Genomic DNA, 25,246 nt, shown 5'->3' on the forward strand with positions numbered 1-25,246 from the left:
TATGTCAATTCGTAAAAATGGTAATAAATGGCTATTCGAAAAATACCTTGAGGGCGGTCGTAGAGTTCGTAAGACCTTTGCGACCAAAGGCGAGGCATTAGCTTACGAAAATTATTTAGAAGAGCAAACCAACGAAAAGCCTTGGTTAGGTGAAAAGATTGATAAACGCCATTTATCAGATTTAATTAACAGTTGGTATTCATTACATGGGCAAACGCTTAAAGACGGTCAAACACGCCTAAAAGCGATGTTATTTGCTTGTGAATGCATTGATAATCCATTAGCTACTCATTTTACAGCTAAACAGTTTACTAATTATCGTCAAAAGCGTATTGATGGTGAGATATTTCGAACAGATAGGATAAAGAATGTTACCCCACGTACAATGAATCTTGAATTAACTTATTTTAAAGCCATGTTTAATGAGTTAATTCGGCTAGGGGAGTGGCAACATAGCAATCCGCTTGAAAGAATACGCCCATTTAAAACAGATGAGCAAGAAATGGCTTATCTTACAAAAGAGCAAATTCATGAACTCCTGTCATCTTGTGAGCAAAGCACCGCTACCGATTTAACCATTATTGTTAAAATTTGCCTAGCAACAGGAGCAAGGTGGAGCGAAGCCGAAAGCCTAAAAGGTGCTCAAGTAAAAGATGGTAAAATCACCTACATTAACACCAAAGGCAAACGTAATCGAACCATTCCAATTAGTGATAAACTCTTTAACGAAATTCCCAAAAAGAATGGTAGCTTATTTACCCCCTGTTACTCGGCGTTCCGTTCAGCAATCGATCGTGCAGGAATAGAATTACCAGATCGACAACTAACTCATGTATTACGCCACACTTTTGCCAGCCATTTTATGATGAATGGTGGCAATATTTTAGTTTTACAAAAAATACTCGGCCACACCGATATCAAAATGACCATGCGCTACGCACACTTTGCACCTGATCACTTTGAAGATGCGGTAAGGTTGAATCCGTTAAATCTAAACCAATTTAAAAAACATGACTAGAAAAAAGAATAGAAAAATCAAAAAATTACAAACTACAAGCAATAATAAAAGTTGGTTGAATAGAGTGATAACAAATCCTGTTGTCATCATTATTTTTTTTATTACAATTATTACGAATACAGCTAATATTATTTCATCAATTGATACATTATTATCAAAATATAAGGATTTTTGGATATGGTTTGGCAGTTCAACACAATTTTCAGGAAAGTGGACTAATAGTAGTGAAGGTTATATCGATATTATCCCTAGGACAATTTTAAAAAATGAGTCTGATGTTACGATAAATGTTGAGTTAAGAGTAAAAGATCATCAGGTTACAGGTGTAATTAATAGTTCGGCGTTTCTTGATTTCTGTAATCATCTAGAACAACCAGAAAACTTAAGAGTAGATATAAAGCTAATTTGTAATATGCAAAGTAATATGTTATTAGCTGGAAATAAATCACCATTAAAAAGTAATTTTGATGCAGAAGTTTTTAATTATATATCTGGAAAAAAACTTATTTATGCAACGCTTCATTTTAAAGTCAATAATGAAGAATTAGAAATTACAAATAAAAATATAGGTGTATATTCATTATTTTTCCCTAATAAAGCTTTTCTTATAAAAGAACCTGAATTTGTTGATTAAAATAATTGGCGGCAAAATGGCGGTTGAAAATATTTTTATATAGTAAAATGTGTCTATATATGTATCCCTAACCGCTTGATTTAATTATAAGTTATTGATTTTAAATACAGCTTTAAAGAACTCATAATCGATTGGTCACTGGTTCAAGTCCAGTAGGGGCCACCAAAAAATCGCTAATAAAATCTTTCATAATCACCTTTATAGAGCAAAATAGTTATTATTTTCTATAGTGCTTTTTATTTTTGTATTAACTTGCACATTGAGATTAATCTAATGGTTCAACCTTTTTTATTGATTAAGTGGTTATGTAAAATGAAAGGCTTTTATTATTATATGGTTTTAGCTAGGTTAAAAGAATAAAATTAAAAGAATCTATAAATAGGTTTAATTTGTCATTTTTTAATTTTTTTATTAAGATAAGCGAAAGTTATTTTATAATATTATTCAATATGTTTAAATATATTTCTATTATCAAATTCTTGCTCACTCACGATTTAACAAATTTAAAAAATTACTGGGTAGTTGAATATATTCATAAAGATTTCACTTGGATAAGATTATTTCGAAAACTTTTAAGAAAAAATAGCTTTTTAGCTTGGTATCGTCTTGCTTATTTTATGTATAGGTTAGGTGATGAAAGCGAAAGAACATGTGCCAAAAAAATTATTAATAAATTAAATCAAAAGCATTGTCTTGATATTTCAATTAAAGCAGATATTGATATTGGATTACATATTTGGCATTTAGTCGGTATTGTTATTACGCCAAGAGTTAAGATTGGTAAAAACTGTAATATTTCAAGTAATGTTACCATTGGTTTTAAAAGCTATTATCACGATGGTTATTTACAAGTAGGAGATAATGTCACTTTTGGTACAAATAGTATGATGTTTGGGCAGAATACTAAAATTGGTAATAATGTCGTAATAGGGGCGATGACTTTTGTTAATAAAGATATTCCTGATAATTGTACCGTTTATACTCAAAAGACCAATATTGTTATTCAAAGTTAATCTTATTTACTTTGAAATTTGAATTTTTCATTTGGCTATTTTAAGATTTATCTTCTTAAAGTCAGTTTCATCATTAATAATTTTATACTATTCTTTTTGCTATAATTGTCTGCACAAATTATTCGAGCAAGAAATAGGTTAAGGGACCATCATTTAATCGCTCTTTCATTCTTTATTAAAAAGAAATATATGAAAATAATATTCTATTATTTTTTATATATTGTATTTATTTATTCTTTTATATGTTCTCATTTATGGTTTTAAAGACTAATATTTAATAGCTATGATAAATGCATTTAAAAAATAGGAAATTTGAAATAACGAAATCTTATTATTAATAAATTTGTTAGGTCAAGTGGCTTTACAACACCTATTATGTCAATATACACAAAAATGATTTATAAAGGTAAGGGGAAAATCAATAATATTGCTAGTTGTATTTTTGTAAAACTATAAGAAAAGTGATCTAGGGTTATAAAGTCTTTTTAAGATACTAAATGGTGCCCGGGGCGAGACTTGAACTCGCACGGCCAAAAAGGCCGAGGGATTTTAAATCCCTTGTGTCTACCGATTTCACCACCCGGGCTTGAAATTAATTACTAGAAAGTAATTGTGTTTTGAATGATAGCATTTTACCTATGCTATCTTTTCAGTCAATAAAAATTTGATATTAACTGTGTAATTGTTCAATGTTTAATTAAAATGAAAATTTCTCAAAGCATTTCATTGTACACTAGCTTGCTATTAAATCTGTTTAAAGCTTTTATTTGCTATCTAATAAATCGCTATGAGCAACGAACAAATATTGTAACATTGATATCAAAGTTAAAATGGTTGCAAGTATTAAAGCTGCAAGACCAGCATAAATAACCATATTACATGGTCTCCATAATAACCATGTCAATGCTGTCATTTGGGAAATAGTTTTTATTTTTCCTAGCGATGAAACAGCCACATTATTGCGTTTCCCTATTTCAGCCATCCATTCACGTAGAGCCGATATTATTATTTCACGTGAAATAATGATAATTGCAGGAATAGAGATCCACCAAGCTTGATAGTATTGAGTTATAAGAATAAGTGCTATAGTTACCATAATTTTATCTGCTACAGGATCAAGAAATGCACCAAATTTAGTAGTTTGTTTCAACCTGCGAGCAAGATAACCATCAAAGACGTCTGTAACAGCGGCTATTAGAAATAATAGTGCAGAAAAAAAACCTGACCATTCATAAGGTAAGAGATAGAACGCCAACACAAAAAAGGGGATTAAAATGACTCTAAATAATGTTAAAAATGTAGGAATATTGATTTTCATGTGACATCAGCTCTTTTTTGTTTTATTAATCAAATAATTAGTGATAATTAAAAAAAACAGGTTTTCTTAACGCTTATGTTGCCTCAAATATTTTAATTTTTCAATGCGTTATTGCTGTAAATTTAAATAAATTTTTTCGGCTAAAGATTTAGAAATACTTTGCACTTGTGCGATCTCATCAATACTAGCATTTTTTAGCTCTCTTAAGCCACCAAAATGCTTAAGTAATGCTTTTCTTCTTTTAGCTCCGATCCCTTGAATATGTTCTAATGCACTATCCGTTAACTGCTTTACACCTTTCTTGCGTTGCCCCATAATCGCATGATCATGTGAGGCATTTCGAATTTGTTGAATTAATAGTAGAGCTGGAGAATGATCATCAATATAATGGCCAGCTCCATGCGCTTCAAAGAAAAGTGTTTCAAGCCCTTCTTTTCGTTCTGCACCTTTAGCAACACCAATTAAAATAGGGTGATTTTTATTCCAGTTTACTTCTAAACATTCAAATACTTTTAAAGCTTGGTTTAGTTGCCCTTTACCTCCATCGATAAAGATTATATCAGGTACTTTTTCTTCTGGAAGATCCTTCTTACTATAACGACGAGTTAAAACTTGCTCCATAGCAGCGTAATCATCGCCAGGTGTTATGCCTGAAATATTATAACGGCGAAATTCCGATTTAACAGGACCTTTATCATCGAATACCACACAAGATGCTATTGTATTTTTGCCCATAAAATGACTGATATCAAAACATTCCATTCGGTTAATTTTATCGATCCCCAAAAAAGATTTTAACGCATCATATCGTTGTTTTATTGTGGAATTTTCTAATAGTTTATTTTTAACTTCAGTTTGAGCGTTTACGGTTGCGATATTCAATAATTTAAGATTATCTCCCTTAGGCTCATCAATTAGTTTAACTTGATGCTCTGCAATAAGTGACAGGGTCTCTTCCATTGGTTGTTTATCAGACAATGAAAAGTTAAGTAAAATCTTTTTAGGGATATTTCTGTTTTGATTGCCTTGTAAATAGAACTGCCCTAAAAAGGTTTCGATGACTTCTTCTAGTTCAGTATTTGATGGAACCTTAGGAAAATAAGAACGATGCCCAAATGTTTGCCCATTGCGAATAAACAGTACATATATACAAGCTAAACCTAACTCATAATGGAATCCAATAACATCAAGATTATCATTATTGTTATATATTGCCTGTTTTTCATTGATGTGTTTTATTGCTTGAAGTTGATCACGCAAAACTGCCGCTTTTTCAAAGCTGAGTTCGCTACTAGCTTTTTGCATATCTTCAGTTATTTTTTGTATTATCTGATCTGATTGACCTGATAAAAATAATCTAACATAGTTAACTTGCTCTAGGTAATCTTCATCGCTGACTAATCCTGGAACACAAGGACCCAAGCAACGTTTAATTTGATATTGTAAGCAGGGCCGAGTTCGGTTGCGATAGGTTGAATTTAAGCACTGTCTTATTGGAAACGTTTTTTGTAATAAAGCTAATATTTGCTTTACTGCATATCCACTAGGATAAGGACCAAAAAACTCATCTTTTTTTCGATTGACTGCTCCACGATAAAGGGACAGTTGAGGATGTCGTTCTTTACTTAGCTTTATAAACGGGTAGCTTTTATCATCTTTTAAAAGCACATTATATCGTGGTTGATGCTTTTTGATATATGTCTGTTCAAGTAGTAGAGCTTCGGTTTCAGTATTGGTAATTGTAAATTCAATGCGATGGATATGGCTAACAAGCATATCCGTTTTTAATGTTTTTTTGCTGTTATTAAAGTAGCTTTTTAATCGATTATTAAGATCTTTGGCCTTTCCCACATAAATAATCGTTTCTTTATCATTAAACATTTGATAAATACCCGGCTTATGTGGGACTTTTTTTAAAAAAGTAGTTGAATCAAATTGGCTCATATTAGTTTTCGAAGGTGAGGTTTTTTTTCTCTATAATCCTCATAATGGTGCTAAGTAAGCCATTTATCAAGAGGTAAACTAAGCCTGCAACAATAAAAATAGAAAAATCATAATAATCACTATTTAATTGATTGCTATATCCCATAATGTCCATTACTGGAATCATCGATGCTAATGCCGTACCTTTTACAACAAAAACGATCTCATTAGAGTAAGTTGAAAGAGCTCGTTTTAATGCATAAGGTAAAATAACTTTTAATGTTTGTTTTTTATCCATACCAAGTGCTTCACAAGCTTGCCATTGTCCTAGAGGTAACGATTTTAATGCACCGTAAAATATTTGTGTAGTATAAGCTGCACTATTAAGTGTTAAAGCTAAGTATGCGCAAAACCAAGGTGATGAAATAAGTTTATAAAGTGCAGGTACTTTGCTTAATGTATCACTAAATTGTGATGGTCCATAATAGATTAAAAATAATTGTACAAGTAGCGGAGAACCGGTAAATAAAATAATATAAGTACGAATCGCTTTAGTTAAAGCATACGAATTTAATGACAATAAACAAGATAAGATGATTGCTAGCAATCCTGCCGATAAAATTCCTAAAATTCCTAAGGTTAATGTATTAGGTAGACCTTGAAGTATGATTTTAAGATAATAAATAAAAGTATCAAACATAATAAGACCTTACTAATTTTTTGCTGATGTTGGTGTTGGATGTTCAAAATAGGTTGAACGCTTTTCAATTCGTGATATAACTTTTTGACTTAAAATTGAGATAATTAAATAGATAGTCATTGCAATGAAATACCATAAAAAAGGTTGGTTTGTTCTAGCTATAATTGCTTTTGTTTGCATCATCAAATCATTAATAGCAATAGCTGATACTAGTGCTGTATCTTTTAACAAAATTAACCATTGGTTACTTAATCCTGGTAATGCATGACGCCACATTTGTGGCATTATGATACGAAAAAACGTGCGTGATTTACTAAGTCCAAGTACTTGGGCTGCTTGCCGCTGCCCATTTGAAATTGTTTTAAATGCACCACGCAATGTTTGTGAAGCATAAACCGCATATAAAAGTGAAAGTGCAGCAACACCACATAAAAAAGGATTAATATTAAAATCTTGAATGTCTAGCTGTATTGTTAATGAAGCAAAGTAAAGGTTAATGGTAAAACCATCATTTAATAATATGAGTAATAACGGTAATCCGTTATAAATAGCGACAACAATTAATAGTTCAGGTAAAGCGCGAATCGTTAAATTAAAAAGTGACATTAACCACGCAACAGGTTTAATTGAAGACAATTCTAATAGTGTAAAAATAAAGGCAAAAAATATGCCTACCACTAATGATGCTAAAGCTAATGATAATGTAATTGATGTTGCTTGTGTTAGTGGCAATATATATCCATCCATCAAAGATAGAATCCAATTTATTTTATTCGTTAGAAAGTCTGACATAAGAAAACCGTTGTTAAATTAACATTGTTTAATAAAAAATAAACTCGCCACAAAATGTGTGGCGAGATCATAATGACGTCGATTTTTACTATTTAATGGCTATTTGTTAAACCATTTTTTATAAATGGCGTCTAATTCACCATTTGCTTTTAGTCTATCAAGAGCTTGGTTAAATTGATTTAATAATTGATCATTACCTTTACGTACTGCTATACCTAAACCTTCGCCAAAAAATTCGTGATCGGTGATTTTATCTGCTAGTGGTACAATATCAGCCTCCTTATCTAGCCATTCACCAGCAACAATTGAACTTGATACGATCGCATCAATTCGTTTTGCTTTTAAATCTAAAAAAGCAAATTGATAACTATCGTAACTGACTTGTTTAACATCAGGGTATTTTTCACTTAGATATTTTGGATAAGTTGTTCCTTTTTGAATACCAATGCGTTTACCTTTTATTTGTTCAAGATTAGTTAATGTATCTTTTAAGGTAATAAACTGGATCGAACTATCATCATAATAAATTTTAGTGAAATCAACTTGTTTTTGACGTTCAAGAGTCACATCAATTCCTGCTATTGCTGCATCGATTCGGCGTGTTTTTAAGCTTGGAATTAAGCCGTCAAAAGATTGATTAACAATTTTGCAAGAGGCTTTGATTTCGTCACAAATTTTATTAATCACATCAATATCGAATCCAACAATTTCATTTTTTTCATTCGTAAATTCAAAAGGAGCATAAGTTGCTTCTGTGCCGATGGTTAAAGTCTCTGTAGCTTGAGTAACAAAGGCTGTTCCTGCAAAAAAAATAGCAAGTAATATTTTTTTCATATATCCACCTAATTTTATTTTAATTAATGTGACAAATAAGATTTAAATTTTTCAGTTTTAGGATGAGCAAAACATTCAAGTTGTCCTTGCTCTATAATTTTACCTTGTTCCATATAAATTACTTGTGAAGCAACTTTACGAGCAAAATCAACTTCATGAGTAACTATAATTTGTGTAATACCTGTCTGTGACAGTTCATTAATAATTTCAGCAACTTGTGAAGTAATAGCTGGATCTAATGCCGCCGTTGGCTCATCAAATAATAAGATTTGAGGTTCCATCATTAATGCCCTAGCTATTGCAACACGTTGCTGTTGTCCACCAGATAGGTGAAGGGGATAACGATGGACCATATCATTAATTTGTAGTCTTTCTAATATAGCCATTGCTTTATCACTTGCTTCTTTTTTTGATAATTTTAATACTTGGCAAGGTGCTTCGATCAAATTTTCTAGCACGGTTAAGTGCGGCCACAAATTATAATTTTGAAAAACCATACCTACATGTTTTCTTAATAATCTAACCGTTGATTCATTAATTTTTTTAGAAAAATCAAAATATGAGTTAGCAATAGTCATGTTTCCTGATGTTGGAATTTCAAGTAAGTTAAATACTTTTAATAAAGAACTTTTGCCTGCTCCACTTTGGCCTAGTAATACAATTGTTTCACCCAGTGGATAGCAGAGTGAAACATCATTTAATGCCTGATGTTTACCATAAAAGCAGTTAATATGGTTTAATTCAATATTCATTGTTCATTTTACTTAAATTAAAAAAATTGACTAAATATTACTTTTTTTTGCATAAAAATGCAATCTAAAATATTAGACTAATTACTCTCAGTTTAATAAATATACTAAAAAGGTATCAGCTTAATTATATTAATCTAAATATAAAATTTATTAATGTTCATCTGAGATAATTGGAATAACCGGACCAAGATATTTGGGTTTTTTATTAAGAATATAGAGATCGATAAAAGCACTAACACGAGCAAACATTTCTCTTATTCGCACTAATTTCATACTTCTTGGTGCTGGTACAGCAAAACATTGAGCTTGGATATTTTGGGCGAGTGCAATAAATATGGCTCGTTCACAATGAAATTCCTGAGTAATAATCGTAAAATCATTTGCATCAAAAACTTTGTTTGCACGAACTACTGAATCAAAGGTCCTGAATCCTGCGTAATCTAATACTATTGCTTCACGGGGTATTCCTGCTTTAATTAAATCCTTTTGCATTGTAATAGGTTCATTATAGCTCAAAAGTGCATTATCACCACTTAATAATAGATAATCTACTTTACCTTGCCAATAGAGATCAATAGCCCCATCAATGCGATTGCGGTAAAAACCATTAATACCTCCACCCCGTACATATTTTGAGGTACCGAGAACAACTCCGACTGCTCGATAAGGTAACTTATTTTCATCATGATAAATTAAAGGCGCAGTTTTATAACTAATCCATAGATCAAGGCCAATAATTGAAGCTATAGAAATCAAACAAAAAATGACAAAATAAGTTATAAATCTTTTTAATTTCATGTTAAAACCAATCGAAAAGAAATACTATCATTGGAAATAAAAATGGTGCTGTCAATGAAGTCATGATACCGCATAAGACTAATGATAAAGAACTGTAAGCTCCTTCATTATAATCAATTTCAATACAACGAGCTGTGCCGACAGCATGCGATACCGCACCTATTGATAATCCTCTTGCTGGTGCTGATTTTATTTTTATTAAATTTAATATCTGGTGCCCAAATATAGCACCCAATGTTCCAACCAATATCACGCATAATGCAGCTATTGATGGAACTCCATCTTGGTTATTTGCAATTGTTACCGCAATAGCTGTAGTAACTGATTTTGGTAATACTGATGCGGCAATTTCTTTATTTCCACCAAGCCAAAATACAATGCAAACTCCCGTTATCATGGATGCAAGTGAAGCAGTGAAAGTAATAATCATTATTGATTTCCATCTAGCCTTAATTTGTGGAATAAGTTCATATAAAGGGTAGGCAAGGGCTACAACAGAATAAGGTAACAAATAATTAATAATTTGCACGTTATTAACATATTGAGTGTAATTTGTTTTGGTTATTAGTAATATTGGGATTAAAACAATAACAGTCACTACTAGCGGATTAAATAATGGATTTTTTATTTTAAACGATATTTTTCGAACAATGAGAAAAACACAAAGCGTTAATGGCAGCATCCATATCATGGCTAATTATCCTCATTTTTTAGTGATACAGTTGGATCTTGATTTACTGTTTTATGAAAATGTTCTGTTAAAAAAGCAGTAAAAAGCAGCACGATTAGAGTACTGCCAACACTGCCAAATATAATTGGTACCCAATTTTCTAATAAAAGTGAATAATTTTCCATAATACCCATTGCTGCAGGAACAAAAAGTAATGTCATATAGCGCATAAAAAGATTACAACTATTTTTTATCCAACAAGTGGGGATTAATTGAAAAGCCAGTAAAAAAAATAAAATTAACAATCCAATAATACTATCTGGAATTATTATTGGTAATAATTTAGAGATTATATTACCTATCCATAAACAAAGAGTTAAAACTAGAAGACCTCGACCATAACTAAAAATAGTATAGTATAAAGAATATAGTCGATGTTTAATTGTGGCATGCTTAGCTAAAAAATGTTTCATAATATAAATGCTAATCACCTTAATTTTTAATTATGATGATTATACCTATTATTAGGATGAAATATACTTATCTATATCATACGCCTGCTAAAATTAATTATCCAATTAAATAAAGACAATAATTATAAAGTTGTTTAATTATAGCTAGTTTTTTGGGGTGCTGAATATAGTTTTCAGCAAGTTGCTCTAATGTTAATAAATAATCTTGTATTTTTAATGTATTAAGCTTATCACGACAATAATCTAGCCAGATTATTTGTTCTTGTTCTGTTAGTGATTGTGGATAATTTCTAGCTTTGTATTTGAAAAATAAAGGGGCTAAACGAGAATCATCAAATGTTAATGATAAAGTATCTAACAAATTAGCAGGTGTTGTTCGTATAGTTTCGCAACGTAGGCTATCTTGTTTATTTAAAAAGCCATTATATATTTGGGCATCGACATCAGGATGAGTAGAATAATTTTCATTTATTGCAAATAATTCTGTCATTTTATTTTGTAGTATTTTTTGATACTGAAATAATTTTTGTTGCTTGATTAAACAGAGATTTACATCAATATTAAATCTTTTTGCATTTTGTGATAATAATGTTTTTATTGGGGCTACGATAGGGCATTTATTAATATGAATTAACTTTAAAGGAATGCGTGATTCATTAAGCTCAAGATCTTGTGTTTTTGTATAGAGCTTTTCTTTAATCTTTTCTACAGGTAAATCAATAATTGAATCAATATCACCCATTAAGTCACACACAATCACAGCGTTATTTTGTAATGGATGCCAAGCAATAGGGCAAACTAATGACATATTGCCACGATAGTTACCGAGCATGCCCGATATATGAATAATAGGTGTCATGTTAACGATATCAATAAGTTCTGCAACTTTATTTTTATTTCGTAATGTAAAAAAATAATTGAAAAGTTTAGGTTGTTTTTCTTTTATTAATTTAGCTATTGCAATAGTTGCATAGACATCTGACATTGCATCATGTGCATGTTCATGCTCAATGTTATTCACCTTTGATAAATGCTCTAAACGAAAGCTTGGTAGACCTTCATCATTTATTGGCCAATTAATTCCTTCTGGTCTAAGTGCATAACAAGCTCGAACCACATCGAGAAGATCCCATCTGGAATTTCCATTTTTCCAACTATAAGCATAAGGATCATAAAAATTACGATATAAAATATTTCTTGTTACTTCATCGTCAAAGCGAATATTGTTGTAACCTAAAATACACGTATTGGGCACACTAAATGCTTGATGGATTAAACGAGTAAATTCCGCTTCACAAAGACCTTTTGGGTTCACTTTCTGGGGAGTAATTCCTGTAATTAATACTGCTTCAGGATTTGGTAAGTAATCTTGAGCTTGTGAACAATATATAACCAACGGTTCTTCAATAATATTAAAATCTTCATCAGTCCGAACTCCAGCAAATTGAGCTGGCCTATCTAAAGCTGGATTGATGCCAAAGGTTTCATAATCATGGAAATAGAAAGTGAATTGCTTTGTGTTAATTTTCATTAATTCATTGTTTTTTTATTGAAATGTATAGATTTTGTCTTATTAAAGAACATTAAATACAATATCTATTTTAGATAATCTTTAAATAAATACCAATAATTTTGGGGAGCTATTATATCAGAATATAAATAATATATTAAATATTATATCAAATCAGACGCTGTAGTAATTATTTGTGGATGTAAACTCTAATTTGATGTAGCTAACATGAAAAAAACAATTATTGAGTTATCTTTATAAATTTGAATATAAGTATGTTGATTGCTCTTATGAAATCATTAACTAATGATATACCTATTATTTTTGGAGATTAGGAATATGGTCAAAGGTTGATTTACGTAATAAATACATATTAAAATTCGAAAAGCAAGCTTTCACTATATGGGAGCATCTAAAAAAATTGAAGATACATTCTAATGGAAAAATTAAATTTATTGGATAATAATACGGGGGACAAGTTGTGTAGTAAAGAAAAGGTAATTAAATAGGTGAATTGATTAAAACTATTTATTATCATTTTGATATAATTATTAAAAATGGATAATAATAAGAATTAAAGGGAACGTTGTTATCAATAACTGCTAAATTCCCTTACTTAAGAAGAGATATGAAAAATATGATTTTAGAAAATTTAATTTGTCGGTGTACTTTCAATGATATTAGCTAATTTTTCAAGTGTTATTCTTAAAATCTTAGGCATTGAATCAATTTCAATTGAGTCCATTAAATTTTTAACATAGAGACCTAGTTCAGTATCACCTTCAACAATTAAACGACGTTGAAAAAATAGTGTATCAGGGTCTTGTCGTCTCGTTGCAATCATTATCAAATCATTAGCATTACCAATAAAACTCACATCAGCGAGTTCTTCTCGACTTACGACCAGTTTATTATTAATCAAACTTACAAACCAAACAAGTTCTAGGTCGGTAACTTGAATTTTTAGCCATCGGTTTTCTAAAAAATCAAGCTCACCGTCTTGCAGTGAATTTTTAAATTGTAGTTGCAGTAATTGCTCTATTGCATATTTTTTTAAATTGAATGGAATACACTGTAAAGCTAGCCCCAAAACTTCAGGGGCTTTGTCAACAAACCGAGCATGGGCTTTAGCTAAAATGTGTTGTTTATTTGCTACCATTTATTAATCTCCAGATATCATTTTTTCGTAAATATCTAAATCATTATTTAAATGCTCAAAAGTTTCTTCGCTGACTTCGCTACGAATTTTCATTTGTAGTAATGCTGTACGTTCAGCGCCAATTGCAACTAAACGCATACGTCGTTCAAGATTTTCAGCTTCTAGCGATTTTTGTTCCAAATCTTTAAGGCCTGTTCGTCGTCTTAGTGATCCTATAACACGCGATCCAACCTCATGTATAATTTCTTGATCTAAGCCAGAATCTGTTGTTTCTTGAAGTAAATTACCTTGCATTTTTTCTAAACTGACAATTGCTTCTTCAGCCATCTGACCTTTGACCGTTAGAATTTCATTTTCTTGCGCAGAATTATCTAAAATAACACTACCACGTAATAATATAGGTAATACGATTACTGCTGTAACTAAAGAAATTAAAATAATACCGGTTGCAATAAAAACAAGCTGGTATCGCCCACTGATTGTCATCGGGATAGATAAAACACCCGCAAGTGTAATTGCTCCACGAACACCAGCAAAGGTCGAAATCCATAGATCTCTAGTTGAATAGGATCTAAAAGCAAGTGGTCGTTTAGTACCTAATGGCATGGTAGGCATATGTTTCATTGCCCATAACCAAGCAAATCTTGTGCCCATTAATACAATAAAAACAAATAAGACAATAAGACACAACTGCCAAACTTCAATCGATGAATCTGTTTGATTTTCAGCGAAAGTATTATTAAAAATACTTGGTAGCTGAATACCTAATAAAACAAATACAAATCCATTAAATACAAAGGTTAACATGGACCATGTGCTATCTGACTGTAAACGTGCAGTTAAAGGTGCATTTCTCATCATATTTGAATGGTTGACAGTCATACCAGCACTCACTGCGGCTAAAATACCAGAACAGTGGCATTCTTCAGCAATTATGTAAGTCGCAAATGGAAGTAAGAATAATAAGACAATTTGAATTGCAGGATCATTATGCGTAAGTTTATTTATTTTACGTAATATACGTGCATATAACCATGTAAACAAAACACCAATAGCAAGCCCCCCAATTGCAACTCCAAAGAATGTTAAACTAATTCTTAGTAAATCAAATTGTAACAATCCTGCCGCTATGGCAATTGCAAATTTTAATGATACTAAGCCAGAAGCATCATTCATTAAAGCTTCACCTTCAATAATTTCCATTTTTTCTTTTTCTATGCGTCCTTTTCCTACAATACCACTTAAGGCAACAGCATCGGTTGGAGATAATACTGCAGCGAGAGCTAAAGCTGCTGCTAATTGAACATTTGGCAATATCCAATGTAAAAAATAACCTAACGCAATAATCGAAATCACTACCAAAACAAGTGCTAATCCAACAATTTCTCTTACGTTATAAACAAAATCTTTTACTGATGTTTTGCGTCCATCGGCAAAAAGTAAAGGAGGTATAAATAAAACAAGAAATAATTCTGGATCAAATTTTACATATATGCCGAAAGCAGCTAACGTACAACCCAATAGTATTTGCATAAGTGGTAATGGAATTTGAAACGGTAGCATTTTTATAACGACACCAGAAAGTGATACAATTAAAACAAGGAGTAATATCGTTGAGAAAAGTTCCATAGTTTTCTTTTAGTTATCCTATAATCATATTAATAATTAGCCATTGATTATATCGGAAATTTAGGTTAATTTCAGAAGAAAATTTAAAAAATCATTCATTTTTTAATCAAGTAATCTTTTTATTAAAAATAATAATTTTGTAATCAAAAAGGCATCTAAAATGGAAAGCTGGAAAAGGGCATTTACATTACATACTCGAGCTTACAGTGAAAGCAGTTTATTAGTTGATCTATTTGTTGAAAATGCAGGAAAAATAACAGTTTTAGCCAAAGGAGCTAGACGAAAACGATCTGCATTAAAAGGGGTTTTACAACCTTTTACACCTCTTGTTGTGCAATATTCTGGTCAAGGTGAAATAAAAATATTACGCCAAGTTGAAGCGATGTCACTTGCTTTACCTCTTGCTTCTGTTTATTTATACAGTGCTTTTTATTTGAATGAATTGTTACATCGTGTTTTAATTGCCGAAACAGAGATGTCCACACTTTTTGATAATTATTTAGATAGCTTGCAAAAATTGGCTAGGCAAGTACCTGCTGAAAATGTATTACGCTGTTTTGAATTAACTTTATTAGAAAATTTGGGATATCACGTAGATTTTTTTCATTGTGGTTACACAGGCGAAGATATTGTTAGCACTATGAGTTATCAATATCAAATAGAAAAAGGGTTTATGAGTAGTTTACTACAAAATAGCTCTAGTTTTACTGGTGAACAAATTTTAGCTTTGGGAAAGCGTGACTTTAATAATAAAGACACACTTAAAGCTGCTAAACGATTTACTAGAATGGCTTTAAAGCCTTATGTAGGTTCAAAACCATTTAAAAGTAGGGAGTTATTTTTAAAGATATGAAATTTTTTAACTCGTAAATATTAAATTTAATTTCAGTATTGATCGAAATATTTATGATGTAATTAATAAGTAGAGTAATAATCGTATTTTAATTATGTGCATTAAAAGATTATGGTTAATATTTCTATTTATTTTAATTAAAAAGATAGAAAATAAAGAAGACGTAGCATGAGCATTATTTAAAATCCTTATAATAAGTGGTAATATACGCGATCTATTTTTTATGTGCGCATGTGCGCTTTCTTGTGGTGCACCACTGTTATAAGGATTTATTATGCCAATTATTACTCTTCCTGACGGAAGCCAACGTCAATTCGATAAACCAGTTACTGTTTTAGAAGTAGCTCAAAGTATTGGAGCTGGGCTTGCTAAGGCTTGTATAGCTGGGCGTGTAAATGGTGAACGTAAAGATGCCTGTGATGTCATTGAACAAGATGCAACATTAGCCATCATTACAGCCAAAGATGAAGATGGACTCGAAATTATTCGTCATTCTTGTGCACATTTATTGGGTCATGCAATTAAACAACTATGGCCTAATACACAAATGGCTATTGGTCCAACAATTGATAATGGCTTTTATTATGATGTTGATTTAGATCACTCTTTAACTCAGGAAGACATTGATGCACTAGAAAAACGCATGCATGAGTTGGCTAAAAAAGATTATGAAGTAAAAAAAGAAGTGGTTAGTTGGGAGCGTGCTAGAGAAGTCTTTTGGAAGCGGCATGAACCTTATAAAATTGCTATCTTAGATGAAAATATTCCAAAAGATTCAAAACCAGCACTTTATCATCACGAAGAATATATTGATATGTGTCGTGGACCACATGTACCTAATATGCGTTTTTGCCATCATTTTAAATTACAAAAAGTAGCTGGCGCTTATTGGCGTGGTAATAGTGATAATAAAATGTTACAACGTATTTATGGAACTGCATGGGCAGAAAAAAAACAACTTGATAGCTATTTACAATTTTTAGAAGAAGCGGCTAAACGAGATCATCGTAAAATTGGTAAACAACTTGATCTTTATCATATGCAAGAAGAAGCACCTGGTATGGTGTTTTGGCATAATGATGGTTGGATTATTTTCCGTGAACTTGAGGTTTTTGTTCGTACTAAATTAAAAGAATATAATTACCAAGAAGTAAAAGGTCCATTTATGATGGATCGTATTTTGTGGGAAAAAACAGGGCATTGGGGTAATTACAAAGAGTTAATGTTTGTAACATCCTCAGAAAACCGCGAATATTGTATTAAACCAATGAACTGCCCAGGACACGTACAGATTTTTAATCAAGGGTTAAAATCTTATCGTGATTTACCGTTACGTATGGCTGAGTTTGGTAGTTGCCACCGTAATGAACCATCAGGCTCTCTGCATGGTTTAATGCGTGTTCGTGGCTTCACACAAGATGATGCGCATATCTTTTGTACTGAAGAACAAATTCGCAGTGAAGTAAATAGCTGTATCAAAATGGTTTACGATACTTATAGTACTTTTGGATTTACCAACATTACCGTTAAATTATCAACTCGTCCAGAAAAACGTATTGGTAAAGATGAGACTTGGGATTTAGCTGAAAAAGATTTAGCTGAATGTTTAACTGAAAATGGTATTGAATTTGAATATCTACCCGGTGAAGGTGCCTTTTATGGACCAAAAATTGAGTTTACATTACATGACTGTTTAGGCCGTGCATGGCAATGTGGTACAGTCCAGCTCGACTTTATGCTACCAGAGCGTTTGGATGCGACTTATGTTGGCGAAGATAATGAACGTCATATTCCGGTTATGATTCACCGAGCTATTTTAGGGTCAATGGAACGTTTTATGGGTATATTAACTGAAAACTGTGCTGGTTTTTTCCCTACATGGCTTTCCCCGCTACAAGTTGTTGTGATCAATATTACTGATAATCAAGCCGAATATGCCAAACAATTATCCGAACAATTACAAAAAGTTGGTATTAGAGCAAAAGCGGACTTGAGAAATGAGAAAATTGGGTTTAAAATTCGTGAGCATACATTGAAACGTGTTCCATATATGTTTGTCTGTGGAGATAAAGAAATGGAATCGGACACTATTTCAGTTCGAACTCGCCAAGGTAAAGATCTTGGTAGCTTTGAAGTGAAACATGTTATAGAATTGTTGCTTAACGAAATTCATAGTCGTTCATTAGAACAAATGAATTAATGATAAATTAATTTGGAGGAATGAGATATTAAAGTCAGTAAACGAATTCAGTCAACACGCGCGCATAAAATTAACGATGAAATTACTGCACGCGAGGTGAGGTTAACCGGCGTCGATGGTGAGCAGCTCGGTATTGTAAGCTTAGACGAAGCTTTAAAACAAGCGGAAGAAGCAACTCTTGATTTAGTTGAAATAAGCCCTAATGCAGAGCCACCTGTTTGTCGAATTATGGATTATGGCAAATTCCTCTACGAAAAGAGTAAAGCAACAAAAGAGCAGAAGAAAAAGCAAAAGATTGTTCAGGTTAAGGAAATTAAATTCCGACCTGGTACAGACGAAGGCGATTATCAGGTAAAACTCCGCAGCCTGATTCGCTTTCTTGAAGATGGCGATAAAGCTAAAGTCACGTTACGTTTTCGTGGTCGTGAAATGGCTCACCAGCAGCTAGGTTCTGAAATGCTTGATCGCATTAAAGAGGACTTAGCAGATTTGGCTATCATTGAATCTTATCCAACTAAGATCGAAGGTCGTCAAATGATAATGGTTCTTGCGCCGAAGAAGAAATAATGGTTTTTACAAGCTAATTTTTAATTTACTAAAATTTACACCATTATTTTATTTTTATTAACAATGCGAAGTGGAAATTAATAAAATGCCTAAAATTAAAACTGTAAAAGGCGCAGCAAAGCGCTTTAAAAAAACAGCTTCTGGTGGCTTTAAGCATAAGCAAGCTAACAAGAGCCATATCTTAACTAAAAAATCAACCAAACGTAAACGTCATTTACGTGGTTTGACAACTGTGTCAAAAGGCGATTTAGGTTTAGTTACTGCGTGTGTTCCATACGCTTAATTCATTGGTTAATTATTTAGAGGATATAGTTTATGGCTCGTGTTAAACGTGGTGTTATTGCTCGTGCACGTCACAAGAAAATTTTAAAACAAGCAAAAGGCTATTATGGTGCTCGTTCACGTGTATATCGTGTTGCTTTTCAAGCTGTAATCAAAGCTGGACAATATGCTTATCGCGATCGTCGCCAACGCAAACGTCAATTCCGTCAATTATGGATTGTTCGTATTAATGCTGCAGCTCGTCAATGCGGTCTTTCTTATAGCCGATTTATCAATGGGTTAAAGAAAGCATCAATTGAAATTGATCGTAAGATCTTAGCTGATATTGCTGTATTTGACAAAAATGCATTTGCTGCATTAGTTGAAAAAGCAAAAGCGGCATTATAATGTTTTCATAAAAGCCGAGTTATCTCGGCTTTTGTCATCTTAGTAATTAATATTTTAAAAAGTAAATTAATTATGAAGTTAGTTATTTTTTGTTTCTTTTTTGACTTAATGAAAACTTTACTCATGAGGCAAATGAAAAACGAAAAATAATTATAAAAGCCTCAGAAGAGGCTTTTTTTATATGATGAATAATAAGCAGGAGAGAACCAATGTCTCAACTAGTTGAACTAGTAAATAATGCCAAATCCGCTATTGAAAGTACTAATGATACTAATATGATCGAACAGATTCGCGTGGAATATTTTGGTAAAAAAGGTCATTTTACAATGCAAATGGCTTCATTACGTAATGTTCCTGCCGATGAGCGCCCAGCTGTTGGTCAAAAAATTAATGACGCAAAGCAAGAGGTTATTGAGATATTAAATCAAAAGCGCAATTTTTTAGAGCGCCAGGCTCTTAATGTTAAATTAGCTAATGAAACAATTGATATTACATTGCCAGGTAAATCACTTGAATTAGGAGGGCTACATCCAGTAACAAAAACAATTAATCGGTTAACTGATTTATTTTGTGAACTAGGCTTTGTTGTTGAAACAGGTCCTGAAATTGAAGATGATTACCATAATTTCGATGCATTGAATATTCCTGCTCATCACCCTGCTCGTGCTGAGCATGATACCTTTTGGTTTGATACAAAACGATTGTTAAGAACACAAACTTCAACTGTGCAAATTCGTACTATGGAAAATCAAAAACCACCGATTCGAATAATTGCACCAGGTAGAACTTATCGTAATGATTATGATCAAACTCACACACCGATGTTCCATCAAATGGAAGGTTTGTTGATTGACAAAGATATTAGTTTTACGCATTTAAAAGGATTACTACATAATTTTCTGCAATGTTTTTTTGAAGAAAATATGGAAATACGTTTTAGACCAGGATATTTTCCATTTACAGAACCTTCAGCTGAAGTGGATATTAAAGCTAAAAATGGTAAATGGTTAGAAGTATTAGGCTGTGGAATGGTTCATCCTAATGTATTACGTAATGTGGGTATTAATCCTGAAGTTTATAGTGGCTTTGCTTTTGGTATGGGTATAGAGCGATTAACTATGCTACGTTACGGTGTCACTGATTTACGTTCTTTTTTTGAAAACGATTTACGTTTTTTAAAGCAATTTAATTAATTCTGGAGATCAAAACATGAAATTTAGTGAAAGTTGGCTACGTGAATGGATCAATCCAGAAATTAGTAGCGAAATGTTAGCCGATCAATTAACAATGGCTGGTTTAGAAGTTGATAGTATTGAAAAAGTAGCAGGTGATTTTACTGGTGTTGTTGTTGGTAAAGTTGTGGAATGTATGCCACACCCAAATGCAGATAAACTTCGTGTAACAAAAGTTGATATTGGTAAATCAGAATTACTTGATATCGTGTGCGGTGCAGCAAACTGCCGACAAGGTTTGATGGTTGCATGTGCTACTGTAGGTGCAATATTACCAGGCAACTTTAAAATTAAATCAGCTAAGTTACGAGGAGAACCCTCAGAAGGCATGTTGTGTTCCTATTCAGAGCTCGGGATTCCTGATGAACATAATGGCATTATTGAATTACCAAATGATGCGCCTTTGGGACAAGATATACGCGAGTATTTAAATCTAAACGATGTCATTATTGACATTAGTGTAACTCCTAATCGAGCCGATTGTTTTGGTATTGTTGGTATTGCTAGAGATATTTCTGCTGTTAACAATATTCCAACAAAGGAACTTAATATTGCAAACATACCAGTAAAAATTACTGATACCATTCCAATCCAAATTGAAGCACCCAAAGCTGCTCCTCATTATATAGGGCGAATAATTAAAAATATTAATACTAATGCAATTACACCATTATGGATGAAAGAAAAGCTTCGTCGAGGGGGGATTCGTTCAATTGATACAGTAGTTGATATAACTAATTATGTATTACTAGAACTAGGCCATCCAATGCATGCATTTGACTTAGCTAAAATTGAAAAAGGTATAGTTATTCGTTATGCTCAACAAGACGAAAAAATAACATTACTGAATGGCAATGAAATTAAATTGAATGATAAAACCTTAGTTATTGCCGATCATCATAAAGCATTAGCTCTAGCGGGCATTATGGGAGGAGATAAATCTGGAGTTAGTAATTCTACCAAAGATATATTCCTAGAATCAGCTTTTTTTGCTCCGTTGGCTATTGCAGGTAAAGCTCGTGAATATGGTTTACACACTGATGCTTCACATCGATATGAACGAGGTGTTGATCCAACTTTACAACTTACCGCTATGGAGCGAGCTACTCAATTAATAATTGAAATTTGTGGTGGGGAAGTTGGTCCAATTAATGAAGTAGTAGCCCAAGAAGAAATGCCAAAACAGGCAACGATTCGATTACGTCGTGAAAAAATAGATCGTATTATTGGCCATGTTATCGAAACACAAAAAATTACTGATATTTTAAATCGACTTGGTTGTAAAGTTGAATATATGAATAATATTTGGCAAGTCAAAGTTCCAAGTTGGCGTTTTGATGTGCAGATTGAAGAAGATTTGGTTGAAGAAATTGCTCGTATTTATGGATATAACAATATTCCAAACGCAACTTTAAAAATTGAATCTATTATGAAACCAAAACCAGAAGGAGAAATCTCGTTAGATCGATTGAAAAATTTATTGGTTGATAAAGGTTATCAAGAAGCTGTAACATATAGTTTTGTTGATCCTAAAATACAAAATATAATTCATTCTGAGCAACGTGCCATTAATTTAACTAATCCAATTTCAAGTGAAATGTCTGTAATGCGTTTATCATTATGGTCGGGGTTAGTAGGCGCTGTTTTATATAATCAAAATCGCCAGCAATCACGAATTCGCTTGTTTGAAACTGGATTACGTTTTATACCCGATGATAAATTTGAATTTGGTGTACTTCAAGAATTTATGTTATCTGGTATTATTACTGGAAATTTATATGAAGAACATTGGGAGCTTCCTAAAAGGGAGGTAGATTTTTATGATCTAAAAGGCGATATTGAATCTATTTTTTCACTATTAGGTTGTTTAGAAGATGTTCAGTTTAAGAGATCTGAGTTATCAATTTTACATCCTGGGCAAAGTGCAACTATCCACAAAAATAATGAAATTATTGGTTATTTAGGGGTGTTACATCCAGAAATTGAAAAAAAATTATCTTTAAATAGTAAAACGCTTGTTTTTGAAATAAATTTAGCTAAAATTAGTGGTAAAAAAGTAACTGTTGCTCAAGATTTATCGAAATATCCGTCAAATAAACGTGATATTGCTATTGTAGTTTCAAATGCAATTCCAGCTGCAGATATTATTTCTGAGTGTAAACGTGTTGGTGGAGAGCAGCTAGTAAAGGTGAACCTGTTTGATGTTTATCAGGGTGATAATATTAAAGAAGATCAAAAAAGTATTGCTATCAGTTTGATTTTACAAGATAAATCACGTACACTTGAAGAACAAGATATAACAGACATTGTAAGCAAATGTATTTCTGCTTTACAAATTCGTTTTAAAGCCCTATTAAGAGAATAACAAATATGACATTAACTAAAGCTGATATTGCAGATCGTCTTACCGATAAATTTAATATTGATCGTCAAGAAGCTAAAGTACTTGTTGAACTTTTTTTTGAAGAGATTCGAGTGGCTTTAGAAAAAGGGGAACCTGTTAAATTATCTGGATTTGGTAATTTTGCCATTCGTGATAAAAATTCACGTCCAGGTCGTAACCCTAAAACAGGTGAAAGTGTAGATATTTCAGCTCGAAGAGTTGTTACATTTAGACCTGGTATTAAATTTAGAGCAAGAATAGAAAATAATTTAGTAATTTAATACTAATTTTTATTATTTTTGTTGTATCAATAATAGCCTTTTTTGTAAAAGTCATAAAAGGCTGTTTAATTTTATTTTTAAAAAAGTATTTGTAATTATTTTATAATTCAAGCATAATATATCCGTTCAATGAAGATCCTATGGGTCCTCTTGCAACATTTTTTTGCTCACTAGGTCAGGTCCGGAAGGAAGCAGCCAAAGTAAAGAATATGTGTGTGGGATGTGGCTGATAGGGTCTTCTCCACATTGTTTCCCTTCAAGAATTATTTTTATTAATAATCAAACCGAGAATTTATCTCAAATGAAATAAATTATAATGATCACTTTACTAGTATACTAATTGATAAAACAAAAATAGGTTTATGTAAGAATTGTAGTTATACTTTATTTTGGCAATCATATAGTTATGATAATTATAGAAAAATATATTTTGATAAGTATTAAAAAATTATATTAAACTTTGTATTTCATAGGATTTAATATTGTTACTTACGAACAACACTTGTTATCAAAAAAGATAATAATCAATTAAATAATTTATATGCTTTATTCAAGTAGAAGTAAGATCTTTTAAAATAGAAGAGTGGTATAAAGATTTGAGCTATGTGAAGTTAAGAATATCATTGCTTTTTATCGTCAAAAATTAGATAAAATTTTATCTGAATAATCTACTTATGTGCTGCATCAATTGGTAACACAGAATATCTTTTCAAACCTAATTCTAACAAAACATTTCATCGAGATATTACAGACTATTTTGTAAATGGACGTAGCCCCAATATTGGTATTTTGATTCGTCTATCATTATATTAGATCTGAAAAAATATTAGCCAATGAGATGTTTTAAAGATCTTTATAAAAAGAGAATTTTTGGCTTTAGCTAATAAAGTTGAATAAATTTTAACTAATTTGTCCGTGTTTATCCTAATGAAATTCCTAAACAAGTTAATTACAAAAAGTGAGGATGGTGTTTGCGATAAACTAGAACTTAACGATAAATTTAATTTAGCCAATTATCTCGATAAAGTACTTAAAACTATAGGGATAGTTTGGGCGAACTATATATTATCCAACTGATTTTACTATTAATTTATTTAAAGTTTATTTTATTTCTAATAGTAAACTTAATCATTTTTGACGAGATATTATCCAAAATTTAACTACTATAAGATTAGCAAATTACAGACCTAAAAAACGTAAAACAGAAATCAAACCAATCCCAATATACCCAAATAATTAACTAAGTTATTTGGCTAATGTTTTATAATTATAGAGCTTGTGAATTTTATAAATAGCATTGTATCGAATTAATCGAAAGTGCTCATAAAATTGATAAAGTAAAACATGGCGTTCCTTTAATTTTAATAAAAAATTCATACACTATATTTAACATAATATACATTATTTACACATTAACATTTTGATTTATTTAATTATATTTTTATTTAAAGTTTGATTTTTAATCATAAACGTTAAATTAATAAAATTGGTTGGATTTTAATTAAAATTCAGTATTGTGAAATAATAATAGATTAGATGTGAAATTTCTAAAATCATAAGTTCAATAAATACTACAGAAATAAATGTAGGCACAAGTTTTTAATTTTGATAAAAAGTAATTTAAATCAGAATTATATATTAATATTATAAAAAATTAGTATTGATATAAAGCAGTGTCACAATTTAGCTAAGCTTAGTCTAGTAGTTGCAGATTTCCAAATATAAAATTTGTGTCTAAAGCCACAAATTTTTAAATTAGCGGCACCAATAATTTTATTGGTTGCATCTACAGAAATCACCTACGTTCATCATAGTTCGTATAATGTATATTATGTTAA

The 25,246-nt window shown here is 31.5% G+C and carries 23 protein-coding genes, 1 tRNA gene and 1 other RNA gene; 12 read left to right on the forward strand and 13 right to left on the reverse strand.

The genetic code is table 11. The annotated features are described in order from the left end of the window. The first annotated feature begins 1 nt into the window (after position 1). The 3 genes from A9G36_RS01310 to A9G36_RS01320 all read left to right on the forward strand — a co-directional run bounded on the left by A9G36_RS01310 (position 2) and on the right by A9G36_RS01320 (position 2,665). Entirely contained in the window at positions 2 to 1,018 is a 1,017-nt protein-coding gene (locus tag A9G36_RS01310) for a phage integrase (RefSeq protein WP_065585301.1), read from the forward strand. Further along, positions 1,011 to 1,652 (forward strand): hypothetical protein, encoded by a 642-nt coding sequence (locus tag A9G36_RS01315; RefSeq protein WP_034945560.1) that lies wholly within the window; start codon positions 1,011 to 1,013, stop codon positions 1,650 to 1,652. The genes A9G36_RS01310 and A9G36_RS01315 overlap by 8 nt, the downstream gene beginning before the upstream one ends. A gap of 449 nt (positions 1,653 to 2,101) precedes the next feature. Beyond that, positions 2,102 to 2,665: a DapH/DapD/GlmU-related protein gene (locus A9G36_RS01320; protein WP_051825205.1), complete on the forward strand. Its 564-nt coding sequence runs from the start codon at positions 2,102 to 2,104 to the stop codon at positions 2,663 to 2,665. A 498-nt stretch (positions 2,666 to 3,163) separates the two neighbouring features. On the opposite strand, the gene A9G36_RS01325 is transcribed toward A9G36_RS01320, so the two are convergent. The 13 genes from A9G36_RS01325 to A9G36_RS01385 all read right to left on the reverse strand — a co-directional run bounded on the left by A9G36_RS01325 (position 3,164) and on the right by A9G36_RS01385 (position 15,223). After that, positions 3,164 to 3,251, reverse strand: a tRNA-Leu gene (locus A9G36_RS01325). Between the two features lie 177 nt (positions 3,252 to 3,428). After that, positions 3,429 to 3,983: a CDP-diacylglycerol--glycerol-3-phosphate 3-phosphatidyltransferase gene (gene pgsA / locus A9G36_RS01330; RefSeq protein WP_034945562.1), complete on the reverse strand. Its 555-nt coding sequence runs from the start codon at positions 3,981 to 3,983 to the stop codon at positions 3,429 to 3,431. Positions 3,984 to 4,091: 108 nt separating this feature from the next. After that, positions 4,092 to 5,927 carry an excinuclease ABC subunit UvrC gene (uvrC, locus tag A9G36_RS01335; protein WP_065585302.1) on the reverse strand — a complete coding sequence of 612 codons (1,836 nt, stop codon included), beginning with the start codon at positions 5,925 to 5,927 and terminating at the stop codon, positions 4,092 to 4,094. Between the two features lies 1 nt (position 5,928). Beyond that, positions 5,929 to 6,606: an arginine ABC transporter permease ArtM gene (artM, locus tag A9G36_RS01340; protein WP_065569275.1), complete on the reverse strand. Its 678-nt coding sequence runs from the start codon at positions 6,604 to 6,606 to the stop codon at positions 5,929 to 5,931. Between the two features lie 12 nt (positions 6,607 to 6,618). Next, entirely contained in the window at positions 6,619 to 7,353 is a 735-nt protein-coding gene (artQ, locus tag A9G36_RS01345; protein WP_034945570.1) for an arginine ABC transporter permease ArtQ, read from the reverse strand. Positions 7,354 to 7,497: 144 nt separating this feature from the next. Next, the gene (locus tag A9G36_RS01350; RefSeq protein ID WP_065569276.1) at positions 7,498 to 8,232 is read right to left on the reverse strand and encodes a transporter substrate-binding domain-containing protein; all 735 of its coding nucleotides are present in this window, start codon (positions 8,230 to 8,232) and stop codon (positions 7,498 to 7,500) included. A gap of 23 nt (positions 8,233 to 8,255) precedes the next feature. Beyond that, a complete protein-coding gene (artP, locus tag A9G36_RS01355; RefSeq protein WP_034945578.1) occupies positions 8,256 to 8,984 on the reverse strand; it encodes an arginine ABC transporter ATP-binding protein ArtP in 729 nt (242 codons plus the stop codon). Positions 8,985 to 9,134: 150 nt separating this feature from the next. Continuing rightward, complete coding sequence (locus A9G36_RS01360) at positions 9,135 to 9,782, reverse strand: ElyC/SanA/YdcF family protein (protein WP_051825207.1); 648 nt, start codon at positions 9,780 to 9,782, stop codon at positions 9,135 to 9,137. Position 9,783: 1 nt separating this feature from the next. Continuing rightward, positions 9,784 to 10,473: a CidB/LrgB family autolysis modulator gene (locus A9G36_RS01365; protein WP_034945582.1), complete on the reverse strand. Its 690-nt coding sequence runs from the start codon at positions 10,471 to 10,473 to the stop codon at positions 9,784 to 9,786. Between the two features lie 2 nt (positions 10,474 to 10,475). Further along, on the reverse strand, positions 10,476 to 10,925 hold the full coding sequence (locus A9G36_RS01370; protein WP_051825209.1) for a CidA/LrgA family protein: 450 nt from the start codon (positions 10,923 to 10,925) through the stop codon (positions 10,476 to 10,478). A 97-nt stretch (positions 10,926 to 11,022) separates the two neighbouring features. Further along, a complete protein-coding gene (gene sbcB / locus A9G36_RS01375; protein WP_065585303.1) occupies positions 11,023 to 12,456 on the reverse strand; it encodes an exodeoxyribonuclease I in 1,434 nt (477 codons plus the stop codon). 631 nt (positions 12,457 to 13,087) lie between these two features. After that, the gene (gene ubiT, locus A9G36_RS01380; RefSeq protein ID WP_442902646.1) at positions 13,088 to 13,573 is read right to left on the reverse strand and encodes a ubiquinone anaerobic biosynthesis accessory factor UbiT; all 486 of its coding nucleotides are present in this window, start codon (positions 13,571 to 13,573) and stop codon (positions 13,088 to 13,090) included. 24 nt (positions 13,574 to 13,597) lie between these two features. Next, on the reverse strand, positions 13,598 to 15,223 hold the full coding sequence (locus A9G36_RS01385) for a Na+/H+ antiporter (RefSeq protein ID WP_065569279.1): 1,626 nt from the start codon (positions 15,221 to 15,223) through the stop codon (positions 13,598 to 13,600). 160 nt (positions 15,224 to 15,383) lie between these two features. On the opposite strand from A9G36_RS01385, the gene recO reads away from it, so the two are divergent. The 9 genes from recO (at position 15,384) to ffs (ending at position 23,643) form a co-directional block, all read left to right on the forward strand. Then, positions 15,384 to 16,076, forward strand: a complete 693-nt coding sequence (recO, locus tag A9G36_RS01390) for a DNA repair protein RecO (RefSeq protein WP_051825214.1) — start codon at positions 15,384 to 15,386, stop codon at positions 16,074 to 16,076. A gap of 274 nt (positions 16,077 to 16,350) precedes the next feature. Continuing rightward, positions 16,351 to 18,276, forward strand: a complete 1,926-nt coding sequence (thrS, locus tag A9G36_RS01395) for a threonine--tRNA ligase (protein ID WP_034945591.1) — start codon at positions 16,351 to 16,353, stop codon at positions 18,274 to 18,276. 27 nt (positions 18,277 to 18,303) lie between these two features. After that, complete coding sequence (gene infC / locus A9G36_RS01400; protein ID WP_034945599.1) at positions 18,304 to 18,843, forward strand: translation initiation factor IF-3; 540 nt, start codon at positions 18,304 to 18,306, stop codon at positions 18,841 to 18,843. Positions 18,844 to 18,928: 85 nt separating this feature from the next. Then, positions 18,929 to 19,126, forward strand: coding sequence for a 50S ribosomal protein L35 (gene rpmI / locus A9G36_RS01405; protein ID WP_034945602.1), 198 nt, complete (start codon positions 18,929 to 18,931; stop codon positions 19,124 to 19,126). Positions 19,127 to 19,158: 32 nt separating this feature from the next. After that, complete coding sequence (gene rplT / locus A9G36_RS01410) at positions 19,159 to 19,512, forward strand: 50S ribosomal protein L20 (RefSeq protein ID WP_024496189.1); 354 nt, start codon at positions 19,159 to 19,161, stop codon at positions 19,510 to 19,512. 209 nt (positions 19,513 to 19,721) lie between these two features. After that, on the forward strand, positions 19,722 to 20,705 hold the full coding sequence (gene pheS / locus A9G36_RS01415) for a phenylalanine--tRNA ligase subunit alpha (RefSeq protein WP_065569281.1): 984 nt from the start codon (positions 19,722 to 19,724) through the stop codon (positions 20,703 to 20,705). A gap of 16 nt (positions 20,706 to 20,721) precedes the next feature. Beyond that, positions 20,722 to 23,109 (forward strand): phenylalanine--tRNA ligase subunit beta, encoded by a 2,388-nt coding sequence (gene pheT, locus A9G36_RS01420; protein WP_065569282.1) that lies wholly within the window; start codon positions 20,722 to 20,724, stop codon positions 23,107 to 23,109. A gap of 5 nt (positions 23,110 to 23,114) precedes the next feature. Next, positions 23,115 to 23,408, forward strand: a complete 294-nt coding sequence (locus tag A9G36_RS01425; protein ID WP_034945619.1) for an integration host factor subunit alpha — start codon at positions 23,115 to 23,117, stop codon at positions 23,406 to 23,408. Between the two features lie 139 nt (positions 23,409 to 23,547). Continuing rightward, an RNA gene (gene ffs, locus A9G36_RS01430) (signal recognition particle sRNA small type) lies at positions 23,548 to 23,643 on the forward strand. Positions 23,644 to 25,246 lie beyond the last annotated feature (1,603 nt).

Origin of the sequence: Gilliamella sp. Choc6-1 (genome assembly GCF_001690385.1) — a bacterium.
Lineage (GTDB): Bacteria > Pseudomonadota > Gammaproteobacteria > Enterobacterales > Orbaceae > Gilliamella > Gilliamella apicola_A.